Raw genomic sequence first — 12,889 nt, 5'->3', positions numbered from 1 at the left:
GAGCGGGGGCCGCGGCGCCGGCCGGCGCCGCGGCCCCGGTCTCACGAGGCCGCTGTGCGGAAGCGGCGCAGGCTGAGCAGCACGGTGACGACGAAGACGGCGCTCAGCGAGATCGCGACGGCTAGGGACGCGTGCTCGCCCGGGAAACTCCCGCCGGTGGCCGTGGGGTTGCCCCACAGCTCGCGGGTCCGGGTGACGACGGCGCTCACCGGGTTCCAGTCGGCGATCGGACGCAGCCAGGACGGCAGCCGGTCGACGGACTGGAAGGCGTTGGACAGGAAGGAGAGCAGGACGGTGACGAGCCCCGCGACCACGTTGATGGTCTCCATGTTGCGGGAGAACAGGCCCAGCAGGACGCCGACCCAGAGCATGGCGTACATGAACACGGCGAGCAGCGCGAAGCCGGCGAACACGGCGAGCGGGCCGCGCTCGGGCCGCCAGCCGAAGAGCACGCCGAGGGCCGTGACGACGGCGAGCCCGATGAGCCCGACGGCGAGGTCGCCGAGGGTGTGGCCGAGCAGGACCGACGGCCGGGCGATCGGCAGGCTGCGGAACCGGTCCACGAGCCCGCCGCGGAGGTCGGCGGCGACGGCCACGGCGGTGGGGCCGATGCCGGCGAGCCCGACCTGGGCGGCCACGCCGGCGAACATGTACGTCTGGTAGTCGGAGCCGCCGGTGACCGACAGGGACCCCTGGAAGAGGTAGCCGAGCACGATCATCGAGACGAGCGGGTTCATGATGATGCCGATGAGCCGGCCGGGGGCCTGGCGCAGCCGGTTGAGTCGCCGGCCCGCGACCGCGAGGGACTCCACGGCCAGCGCGACGGGCGGCGCGGGCCTGCGCGGCGGGACGAGGGTCGTCGCCATCACCGGTCACCGCCCCGGGTGCCCTCGTCGCCGCCGGACGCCCCGTCGCGCGCCGCGTCGAGCCGGGCCAGCGCGGCGTCGACGGCACGGCCGACGACGGCCTGCGGGCCGGGGTGCATGAGGTACTCGTGGCCGCAGTCGACCGGATGGATCCGGAGGTGTCCGTCCACGTGGGGCTCCCATCGTCGGGTCTGGTCGTCGAGTCGGTCCGCCGTCCACTCCCGGGTGGCGGTGAAGAGGTGCATGTCGCCGGTGAACCGGCCGGCGGTGAACCGCTCCATCAGCTCCCCGTGGGTGCGGGAGAGGCGCAGGAGCCTCGGGATGCCCCGCTCGCCGAGCTCGGCCAGCGGGTGGTTCTCCCGCCGCAGGACGTCGAGGAGGCCGGCCGGGGTGAGCGGCTGGTCGGCGAAGGCGGCCCGGCTGTGACCGAGCGACTCCAGGGCCCTGAGCAGCAGCTCCTGCTCGTCGTCCGTGTCCTCGCGGCCGGTGCTGCCGAGGTAGCCGTCGAGGTTGGCGAGGAAGTCGACCTCCTCGCCGGCCTGCTGCAGCTGTACGGCGATCTCGTGGGCGAGCACGCCGCCGTACGACCAGCCGAGGAGGCGGTACGGGCCGTGCGGGCTGATCCGCCGGATGTGCCCGATGTACTCGGCGGCCACGGCCCGGATGTCGTCCGGGGCCGGGGCGGCGCCGCCGACGGCCGGTGACTGGAGGCCGTACAGGGGGTGGCGCCGGTCGAGGTACCGGGCGAGTCCGACGTACGGGAGGCTGAAGCCGAGCCCGCTGTGCACGAGGAAGACGGGCGGCGCGTCTCCGCCCGGCCGGACGGGGAGCACGATGGAGAACGGGTCGAGCAGGTTCTCCTGGTCCGGTCCGGTCTTCTCGGCCCGGGTGGCGAGCGCGGCGACGGTGCGGTGCAGGACCACGTCGGCGACGCTGAGCCGCAGTCCGGCGGCCTGCGCCCGGCTGACGAGCCGGACGGCGAGGAGGGAGTGGCCGCCGAGGTCGAAGAAACTGTCGTCGACCCCGACCCGTTCCAGACCGAGGACCTGCGCGAACAGCGCGCACAGCGACTCCTCGACCGGGTCGCGGGGCATCCGCGAGGACACCGCGGCGCCCAGGTCGGGGGCGGGCAGGGCCTTGCGGTCGACCTTGCCGCTCGGGTTCAGCGGCAGGGTGTCGAGGACCACCAGCACCGGCACCATGTACTCGGGGAGCGCGCGGGCCACGAAGGCGCGGACCGCGGCCGTGTCGACGGACTCACCGGGCGCCGGGACGACGTAGCCGACGAGAACGCCGGACCCCGGCCCGTCGGCACGTGCGACGACGACCGCTCGTGCCACCGACGGGTGTCCCAGGAGGACCTCCTCGACCTCGCCGGGCTCCACGCGGAAGCCGCGCACCTTCACCTGGTCGTCGGCCCGGCCGAGGAACACCAGCCTGCCGTCCGCGGACCAGCGCACCACGTCACCCGTGCGGTACATCCGGCCGCCGTCGGTGCCGAAGGGGCACGCCACGAACCGCGAGGCCGTCAGACCCGCCCGGCCCACGTACCCCCGGGCCACGCCCGCGCCCGAGAGGTACAGCTCACCGGCGACACCCGCCGGAACCGGGCGCAGCCCGGCGTCCAGCACGTACACACCCGTGTTCCGGATCGGACGCCCGAGGGTCACCGGCTCGTCCGCGACGAGCTGGACGGCGGTGGACCAGATGGTGGTCTCGGTCGGGCCGTAGAGGTTGGTCACCTCGGCGGCGTGCGCGGTCAGCGCCTCGGCGAGCGCCGGCGGCACGGCCTCGCCGCCGACGAGGACCCGCAGGCCGCGGACGGCCTCGGGCTCGCGGGTCACCAGTTCCTGCCAGAGCGCGGGGGTGGCCTGCATGACCGTGACCCCGGCCCGCCGGACCAGCGCGGTGAGGGCCTCGGGGTCGAGGACGAGGCCGTCCTCGCCGACGACGACGCCGGCACCCGAGAGCAGCGGTACGTACACCTCGAGGCCCGCGATGTCGAAGGACCAGGTGGTGACGGCGAGCAGCCGGTCACCGGCGTCCATCGGGAACCGCTCGGCCATGGAGAGCAGGAAGTTCATCAGGTTCCGGTGCTCGATGGCCACGCCCTTGGGCCGGCCCGTGGAGCCGGAGGTGTACAGCACGTACGCCTTGTGCTCCGGGTGGAGCGGGGCGGCCCGTTCGGCGTCGCCGATGTCGGCGGCGTCGCGCGCGGCGACGGCGGCGACGGTCCCGGGATCGTCGAGGACGAGCCGGGGCACTCCCGTGTCGGGGAGCCGGCCCGCGGTCGCCGTGTCGGTCACCAGGAGGGCCGGGCGGGCGTCGCCGAGGACCAGTTCGATCCGCTCGGCGGGGTGCGCGGGGTCGACGGGCAGGTAGGCGGCGCCGGACTTGAGGACGGCGAGGAGCGCGACGACCATCTGCTCGGTCCTCGGCAGCCCCAGCGCCACCAGGCGCTCGGGACCTGCCCCCCGCTCGATCAGCTCCCGGGCCAGCCGGTTGGCCCGCGCGTTCAGTTCGGCGTACGACAGCTCCGTACCGCCGGAGACGACCGCGACCGCTTCCGGGGACCGGGCGGCCTGCCGCTGGAAGGCCTCGGGGAGCGTGACCGGCGACTGGGGCTGCGCGGTGTCGTTCCACTCGGTGAGGATGCGGTGGCGCTCGTCCGCGGTGAGCAGTTCGATGCCGCTGACGGGGACGTCGGGGTCGCCGGCGACCTGCTGGAGGAGGCGGGCGAGCCGGGCGGCGACCGAGGCCGCCGTCGACTCCTCGAAGACGTCGGCGCTGAACTCCAGGAAGCCTTCGAGGCCGCCGGGGGCGCCCTGGGCGTCCTGCCGCTCCATGAGGGTGAGGGACAGGTCGAACTTGGCGGTGTCGGCGCCGACGGGTTCCTGGGTGACGGTCAGGCCGGGGAGTTCGAGGTCGGCGTGCTCGTTGTTCTGCAGGGAGAGCATGACCTGGAAGAGCGGGTTGCGGCCCATGGACCGCACCGGGTCGAGGACTTCGACGAGCCGCTCGAAGGGCACGTCCTGGTGCTCGAACGCGCCGAGCGCGGTCTCGCGGGCGCGGTCGAGGAGCTGGCGGAAGGTCGGGTCCCCGGACACGTCGGTCCGGAGCACCAGCGTGTTCATGAAGCAGCCCACGAGCTCGTCCAGGGCCTCGTCCAGACGGCCCGCCACGGGCGAACCGATCGGCACGTCCTCCCCCGCCCCGAGCCGCGACAACAGCGCGGCGAGAGCGGCCTGCAGGACCATGAACACCGAGCCGCCCGACTCGCGCGCCAACCGGACCAGCGCGGCGTGCGCGCCGGCGTCCAGCGTGAACGGAACCGTCCCGCCCCGGTGCGACATCACCACCGGACGCGGCCGGTCGAACGGCAGCGCCAGTTCCTCGGGCATGCCGGCCAAGCGCTGCCGCCAGAAGTCCAGCTGACGGGCGACCGCGCTCGACGGGTCCGCCTCGTCGCCCAGCAACTCCCGCTGCCAGACGGCGAAGTCGGCGTACTGCACGGGCAGCACCGACCACTCCGGGGCCGCTCCCCCGCACCGGGCCGCGTAGGCGCGCGACACGTCACGGGCGAGCGGGGCCACGGACCAGCCGTCGGCCGCGATGTGGTGGACGACGAGCAGCAGCAGGTGCTCGTCGTCGGCCGTGCGGAACAGGTGGGCGCGGAGCGGGATCTCGGTCGTCAGGTCGAAACCGCGACCCGCCGGGACCGACACCGCGTCCCCGGCGTCCGTGTCCCTTGCGTCCCTGGCGTCCCTGGTGTCCCGCACGACCAGACCCGGCCACACCTCGGCCGCGTCCAGGACGACCTGGCGGGGCTCGCCGTCGACCTCCGGGAACACCGTCCGCAGGCTCTCGTGCCGCCCCACCACGTCGGCGAGGGCCGCGTCGAGCGCCGGCACGTCCAGGGCGCCCGAGAGCCGGACCGCGAAGCGCATGTTGTACGCGGCGGACTCGGGGCCTTCGAGCCGGTTGAGGAACCACAGGCGGCGCTGTGCCGAGGAGGTCGGCAGGGCGCCGGTGCGCGGGACGGCGGCGAGCGGGGGCCTGTCCCGCTCGCCGGTGCGGGCCCGGTCGGCGAGCGCGGCCACGGTGGGCGCCTCGAACACGTCCCGGATGGAGAGGGCCGTGGAGAGCGCGGAGCGGGCCCGGCTGACGAGGCGGGTGGCGAGGAGGGAGTGGCCGCCGAGGTCGAAGAAGCTGTCGTCGATGCCGACCCGTTCGAGGCCGAGGACCTGCGCGTACAGGGCGCACAGCACCTCCTCGACCGGGTCGCGGGGCGTCCGCGAGGAGACGACCGCGCCCAGGTCGGGGGCGGGCAGGGCCTTGCGGTCGACCTTGCCGCTGGGGGTCAGCGGCAGCTCGTCGAGCGCCACGACGATCGGCACCATGTACTCGGGCAGGGACCGGGCCACGAAGGCGCGGACCGCGGCCGTGTCGAGCGACACCCCGGGCGTCGGGACGACGTAGCCGACCAGGACGCCGGCACCGGGACCGTCGGCACGTGCGACGACGACCGTGCGGGCCACCGACGGGTGTCCAAGGAGGACCTCCTCGACCTCGCCGGGCTCCACGCGGAAGCCGCGTACCTTCACCTGGTCGTCGGCCCGGCCGAGGAACACCAGCCGGCCGTCCGCGGACCAGCGCACCACGTCACCCGTGCGGTACATCCGGCCGCCGTCGGTGCCGAAGGGGCAGGCCACGAACCGCGAGGCCGTCAGGCCGGCCCGGTCCACGTACCCCCGGGCCAGTCCCGCGCCCGAGAGGTACAGCTCACCGGCGACACCGGCCGGAACGGGTCGCAGCCCGGCGTCCAGCACGTACACGCCCGTGTTCCGGATCGGACGCCCGATCAGGGTGGCCGGGCCGAGGTTCACCTCGTCCCGGGCGCCGTGGGTGGCGACCGCGCCGACCTCGGAGGCGCCGTAGAAGTTCACCAGGCGGGCCGAGGGCAGGGCGGCGCGGAAGCGGTCCACGGTGGCGGCGGGCAGCTGCTCGCCGCTGCAGATCCAGACCGCGCAGCCGGCCATGCGCGGCAGTTCGCCGCTGTCGATGAAGGCGTTCAGGAGGCTGGGCACGACGGTCAGCCGGGCGATGCCGTGCCGGACCACCGCGTCCGCGAGATCGGGGACGCTGCGGGCGGTGTGGGCGTCGACCAGGACCGTCGACCCGCCGGACAGCAGCGGGGCGAGGAGCTCGGTGATGCCGTCGATGACGCTGACCGGCGACTTGGCGAGGACGGCGGCCGTGCGCTGCTCGGGGAACTCCTCCGCGAACCAGGTCAGCCGGTTGACCAGGGCCCGGTGGAGACCGGTGACGCCCTTGGGCCGGCCGGTCGAGCCGGAGGTGTAGATGACGAAGGCGGGACGGTACGGCCCCGCCGGGGCCGGCCGCTCCTCGTCGGTCACGTCGGTCGTGGGCAGGTCCGCCCGGGCGGCCGTGGTGGCGGGGTCGTCAAGCAGCAGCGTCGGCAGCTCCGTCGGCGGCAGCGTCGCGGCGGTCGGGCCGTCGGTCAGCAGGAGCGCGGGCCGGGCGTCGTCGAGCATGAGCGCGATCCGGTCCGCCGGGTAGGCGAGGTCGAGGGGGAGGTAGGCGGCGCCGGACTTGAGGACGGCGAGGAGCGCGACGACCATCTGCTCGGTCCTCGGCAGCCCCAGCGCCACCAGGCGCTCGGGGCCGGCCCCCCGCTCGATCAGCTGCCGGGCCAACCGGTTGGCCCGCGCGTTCAGTTCGGTGTACGACAGCTCCGTACCGTCGCAGACGACGGCGACCGCTTCGGGGGATCGCGCGGCCTGGTCCTCGAAGAGGGCGGCGACGGTGGTGTCGGGGTTGCCGCCGGTGGTGCCGCTCCAGTCGGTGAGGATGCGCTCGCGCTCGGACGCGGCGAGGACCTCGATGCCGCCGACCGGGAGGTCGGGGTCGCCGGCGACCTGGTGGAGGAGCCGGACGAACCGGGCGGCGACGGAGGCCGCGGTCGACTCGTCGAAGACGTCGGCGCTGAACTCCAGGAAGCCGTCGAGCCCGTCGGCGGTGCCGTCGGCGTGCTGCTGCTCGACGACGAAGAAGTTCAGGTCGAACTTGACCGAGTCGACGGACGGCGGCTCGAACGCGGCGCGCACGCCGGGGAGTTCGAGGTGCGCCTGCTCGTTGTTCTGGAGCACCAGCATGACCTGGAAGAGCGGGTTGCGGCCCATGGACCGCACCGGGTCGAGGACTTCGACGAGCCGCTCGAAGGGCACGTCCTGGTGGGCGAACGCGGACAGGGAGGTCTCGCGGGCGCGGTCGAGGAGCTGCCGGAAGGTCGGGTCGCCTGACACGTCGGTCCGGAGCACCAGCGTGTTCATGAAGCAGCCCACGAGCTCGTCCAGGGCGTCGTCCAGGCGGCCGGCGACCGGCGAACCGATCGGCACGTCCTCCCCCGCCCCGAGCCGCGACAACAGCGCGGCGAGAGCGGCCTGCAGGACCATGAACACGGAGGCGCCCGACTCACGCGCGAGCCGCACCAGCGCGGCGTGCGCGTCGGCGTCCAGGCGGAACGGAACCGTCCCGCCCCGGTGGGACATGACGGCGGGCCGGGCCCGGTCGAAGGGCAGCTCCAGTTCCTCCGGCATGCCGGCCAGACGCTCGCGCCAGAAGTCCAGCTGGCGGGCGACCGCGCTCGACGCGTCGGTCTCGTCGCCCAGCAGCTCCCGCTGCCAGACGGCGAAGTCGGCGTACTGCACCGGCAGCACCGACCACTCCGGCGCCCCGCCGGAGTGGCGCGCCGCGTAGGCCCGCGACAGGTCGCGGACCAGGGGGGCGACGGACCAGCCGTCCCAGGCGATGTGGTGGACGACGAGCTGGAGGAGCTGCTCGCCGGGGGCGGTGCGGTACAGGTGGGCGCGGACCGGGATCTCGGTCGTGAGGTCGAAGCCGCGCGCCGCGCGGGCCGCCGAGAGCGACGCCGCGCCGGCGGCGTCCAGGTCCGTCACCTCAAGACCGGACCAGACGTCGGCCGCGTCCAGGACGACCTGCCGGGGCTCGCCGTCGACCTCGGGGAACACCGTCCGCAGGCTCTCGTGCCGCCCCACCACGTCGGCGAGGGCCGCGTCGAGCGCGGGCACGTCCACCGCGCCCGACAGGCGCACGGCGAAGGACACGTTGTAGGCGGCCGACTCGGGGTCGAGCCGGTTGAGGAACCACAGCCGGGTCTGGGTGAAGGAGAGCGGGAGGTGGCCGGCCGGGTCCTCACGGGGGGTGCGGCGCAGCGCGGGCCGGACGGTGTCGCCGGTGCCGAGGCGGGCGACGACTCCGGCCACGGTGCGGGCCTCGAAGAGGGTACGGATCGGCATCTCGACGTCGAGCGCGGTCCGGGCCCTGCTGACCACCCGGGTGGCGAGCAGGGAGTGGCCGCCCAGCTCGAAGAAGTCGTCGTCGATGCCGACGTCGGAGATCTGGAGCAGCTCGGCGAAGATCCCGCAGAGGATCTCCTCGACCGGGGTGCGGGGCGCGCGGCCGCGCCGGGTGCGGGTCTCCTCGGGGTCGGGCAGTGCCTTGCGGTCCAGCTTGCCCTGCGGGGTGAGCGGGAGTTCATCAAGGCTGACGATCGCCGCGGGCACCATGTACTCGGGCAGGACGGCGGCGAGGGCCTCGCGCAGGACGGCGGCGTCGGCGCCGCCGGGGGTCGCGGGGACCACGTAGGCGACGAGCCGGTCCTCCTGGCCGTCGGCGCTCCGCACGACGGCGGCGGCCTGGCGGACCTCCGGCCGGGCGGCGAGTTCGGTCTCGATCTCGCCGAGTTCGACCCGGAAGCCGCGCAGCTGCACCTGGTCGTCGGCGCGGCCGACGTAGTGGAGCTGTCCGTCGGGGCGCCAGTTCGCGAGGTCGCCGGTGCGGTACATGCGGGCGCCGGCGGGACCGTACGGGTCGGCCACGAAGCGCTTCGCGGTCAGGTCGGGCCGGTGCTGGTAGCCGCGGGCGAGGTTGCCGCCGACGTACAGCTCGCCGACGGCTCCGGCCGGGACCGGGCGCAGCGCCTCGTCGAGGACGTAGACGCGGTGGGCGCCGGTCGGGCGGCCGATGGGCGGGTGGCCGGCGCCGCGCAGCGGGTCGCTGACGGTGGAGGCGAGCACGGCCTCGGTGGGTCCGTAGCCGTTGAACATGCGGACCTGTCCGGCCCAGCGTTCCACGACGTGCGGCGGGCAGGCCTCGCCTGCGACGATCAGGGTGAGGTCCTCGGGCAGCCGGGAGCCCTCCGGCAGGGCGCCGACGACGACGGGCGGCAGTCCCGCGAGGTTGACCCGGTGCCGCTGCAGCAGGTCGACGAGGGGCTTGCCGGGGACCCGGCAGTCCTCGTCGGCGACGACGAGGGTGCCGCCGGCGAGCAGGGAGAGGCTGAGCTCCCACACGGAGGCGTCGAAGCTGAACGAGGCGAACTTGAGGACGCGGGCCCGGTGGTCGACGCCGAACTTCTCGACGAGGCTGGCCACCATGGCGGCGAATCCGGCGTGGTCGACGGTGACGCCCTTGGGCCGGCCGGTGGAGCCGGAGGTGTAGATGACGTACGCGGGGTGGCGGGGGTCCAGGGGCTGGGGGCGGTCGCCGTCCTCGGGTGCGTGGTCGGGCAGGGCGGCGAGTTCGGCGGTGGTCCGCTCCTCGTCGAGGAGGAGGACGGCGCATTCGGCGTCGGGCAGCCGCCCGGCGAGTTCCGTGGTGGTGACGAGGGTGGCCGGGCCGCTGTCGGAGAGCATGTAGGCGATGCGGTCGGCGGGGTACTTGGGGTCGATGGGCAGGTAGGCGGCGCCCGCCTTGAGGACGGCGAGGAGGGCGGCGGTCATGTCGACCGGGTCGGAGAGGGCGAGGGCGACGGTCCGCTCGGGTCCCGCGCCGCGGGCGAGGAGCAGCCGGGCGAGCCGGTTGGCGCGCCGGTCGAGCTCCTCGTACGTGACCTCGGTGGCGCCCGAGACGATGGCGACGGCCCGCGGGTTCTCGGCGACGCGGGACTGGAAGAGGGCGGGGATGACGGGCCGGGCGGTGTCGTCGGCCCGGCCGCCCCATTCCCTGACGAGCCGCCGGTGCTCGGCGGTGTCGTCGAGGGTGAGCCGTCCCACGGGGGTCGCGGGGCGGGTCACCACGGTGCCGACGACCTCGACGAGCTGCCGGAGGGTCTCCTCGACGGCGGTCCGCTGGTGGGCGGCGGGCCGGTACTGGAGGGTGAGGGTGAGCCGGGGGCCGGGGTGGACGAGGACGGCGAGGCCGCGTTCGGCGGCGAGCCGGGTGGTGCCGTTGCCCAGGCGCAGCGCGGGCACGAGGGCGTTCAGCTCGTCCAGGTCGGCGCGCGGCTGGTTCTGGAAGCTGAAGACGGTGTCGAAGAGGTCGCCGGCGCCGGCGAGCCGCTGCACTTCGCCCAGGCCGATGTGCTGGTGCTCCAGGAGGTCGGTCTGCTGGGCGTAGAGGCGCTGGACGAGGTCGGTGAAGGGCTCCGCCGGGTCGAGGGTGACCCGCTGCGGCAGCATGTTGAGGAAGAGGCCGACCATGCCCTCGACGCCGGGGAGCTCGGGCGGCCGGGCCGAGCTGACGGTGCCGAAGACGAGGTCGCCGCGGCCGGTGCGGCGGCCGAGGACGACGGCCCAGCAGGCCTGGAGGACCGTGTTCAGGGTGACGTTGCGGGCGCGGGCGAAGGCGGTGAGGTCGGCGGTCAGGTCCTCGGGGAGTTCGTGGACGAGGGACTCGGGCGGCCGGGTGCTCTCGGCGTGTTCGCCGGTGGACAGGACGGTGGGTTCGGTGACCCCGGCGAGCGCGGTCCGCCAGGCGGCCTTGGCGGCCTCGGTGTCCTGGGCGGCGAGCCAGCCGAAGTAGTCGCGGTAGGAGGGTGCCGGGGGCAGGGCTGAGGCGTCGCCGCCGGCCGCGTAGAGGGTGAAGAGTTCGCGGGCGAGGATGCCCATGGACCAGCCGTCGGCGAGGAGGTGGTGCAGGGTCCACAGCAGCCGGACGCGTCCGCCAGGCAGCCGGATCGCGGTGAAGCGGAGCAGCGGCGCGGCCGTCAGGTCGAAGCCGCGTTCCCAGTCGGCCTCGGTGATGCGGGCGGTCTCGGCCTCGCGTGCGGCCTCGGACGCGGTGCCGGTGAGGTCGACGTCCGTCCAGGGGGCGGTGACCCGGCCGGCGACGGACTGGACGCGCTGCTCGTCCGGGGCGGCCTCGGGGAAGGAGACGCGCAGTCCGGGGTGGCGTGCGAGGAGGGCGTCGGCGGCGGCGCGGAAGGCGTCGGTGTCGAAGGGGCCCTCGATGTCGAGGACGGTCTGGAGGAGGTAGCTGTCGGTGCCGTGCCGTTCCAGTTCGGCCTGGATGAGCAGGCCCTGCTGGAGCGGGGAGAGCGGCAGGGTCTCGTCGCGGGGGCCGCGCTCGGCGGCCCGCGCGGTGTGCCCGGCGAGGGCCTTGAGGGCGCGGAACCAGGTGCGGGCGATGTCCTCGGCGTCGGCGTCGGGGAAGAGGTCGGCGGCCCAGATCCAGTCCGCGACCAGGTAGGGCCCGTCGGCGCGGTCCTCGGTCACCGGGGTGACGGCGAGGACGTGCCGCAGCGGCATGCGGGGGTGGACCCCGGTGCCGATGACGGCGTCCTCGGTCACCAGCGACCAGTCTCCGCTGGGGGCTTCGGTCTGGAAGCGGCCGAGGTAGTTGAAGCCGATCTCGGGGACGCCGTGGCGGGCGAGCGAGGCGAGGGTCTGCGGGTTGAGGTGGCGCAGCAGGCCGTAGCCGAGGCCGTGGTCGGGCAGGCGGCGCAGCCGGCCGCGGGTGTCCTGGAGGGCGGTGCCCGCGGTGTCGCCGCCGGCCCACAGGTCGTCCCAGTCCACGAGCGGGCCGGGGCCGAGGAGGACGGGGTAGACGCTGGTGAACCAGCCGACGGTGCGGGACAGGTCGACCTCGTCGGTGAACTGCTCGCGGCCGTGGCCCTCCAGTTCGACGGTGGTGCCGTCGCAGTCGCCTCGGCCGTTGCGGCGGCGCCAGTCGGCGACGGCCATGCCGAGGGCGGTGAGCAGCAGGTCGTTGATCTCGCCGTCCTCGATGCCGCGGACGCCGGCGAGGACGGCGGCGGTCGTCTCGGAGTCCAGTTCGAGGCGCAGCCGGCGCGCGGTGCCGTAGACGTCGCGGAGCGGGTCGAGGACGCGGTCGCCGAGCGGGGCGGCGCCGCTGCCGAACTGCTCGTTCCACAGGGGGAATTCGGAGACCCGGTCGGTGGTACGGGCATGCGCGCCGAGGAGTTTCGTCCAGGCGCGGTACGGGGTGGGGACCGGGTCCGGGCTGTCGCCTGCGACGGCGGCGGCGAGGTCGCCGGTGAGGACGCGCCAGGAGACGCCGTCCACGCACAGGTGGTGGGTGAGCCAGAGCAGCCGGCCGGTGCGGCCGGGGCCCCGGTCGAGCAGGACGAGCTGGGTCACCCGGCCGGTGTCCGGGGAGAGCCGGGCGCGGGCGAGGCCGGTCTGTTCGCGGACGGCGTCGGCCAGCGCGCGGGGGTCGTCGGCGAGGTGCGACACGTCGACGTGGTGGACGACGTCGGCGGCGGTCACCGCGCCCGGCGGGAGGGCTTCGAGGGACCAGAGTCCTTCGACGGGGACGGTGAGCCGGGTGCGCAGGGCGGCGTGCCGGTCGAGGAGTGCGTCGACGGCGGAGGCGAGGACGTCGGGGCCGAGGTCCGCGGGGGTGCGCAGGACGACGAACTGGCTGTACTCGCGGGAGCGTTCGTCGAGGGAGGCCAGGTCCTCGCGCAACTGGTGCGCGATCGGAGCGAGTTCGATCTCGCCGGTGTCGTCGTGGCCGCCGGCGGCCGGGCGGGCGGGCCCGTCGGCCGGGGTGGCGGCGGCGACGGCGCGCGGGGTGCCGTGCTTGCGGATCAGCAGCGGGGTGACGGCCAGGCCCGCCTTGCGGGCGTGGCTGACGGCCTGGATGGCGGTGATGCTGTCGCCGCCGAGTTCGAAGAAGTTGTCGTCGGCGCCGGCGGGGACGCCGAGGACCTCGGTGAAGACGGCGCAGAGGATCTC

General features: G+C 74.8%; 2 protein-coding genes. Both read right to left on the bottom strand.

Annotated features, from left to right (window positions below; all coding sequences use genetic code 11):
• Positions 1 to 41 precede the first annotated feature (41 nt).
• Positions 42 to 866 carry an ABC transporter permease gene (locus DEJ43_RS31360; RefSeq protein ID WP_041663085.1) on the bottom strand — a complete coding sequence of 275 codons (825 nt, stop codon included), beginning with the start codon at positions 864 to 866 and terminating at the stop codon, positions 42 to 44.
• Positions 866 to 12,886 carry a non-ribosomal peptide synthetase gene (locus DEJ43_RS31355; RefSeq protein WP_483027955.1) on the bottom strand — a complete coding sequence of 4,007 codons (12,021 nt, stop codon included), beginning with the start codon at positions 12,884 to 12,886 and terminating at the stop codon, positions 866 to 868. Before DEJ43_RS31355 ends, DEJ43_RS31360 begins: the two co-directional genes overlap by 1 nt.
• Positions 12,887 to 12,889: the final 3 nt, after the last annotated feature.

The sequence above is a fragment of the Streptomyces venezuelae ATCC 10712 genome (genome assembly GCF_008639165.1).
GTDB classification, from domain to species: Bacteria; Actinomycetota; Actinomycetes; order Streptomycetales; family Streptomycetaceae; genus Streptomyces; species Streptomyces venezuelae.
This window is presented reverse-complemented; position numbering and strand designations above follow the sequence as displayed.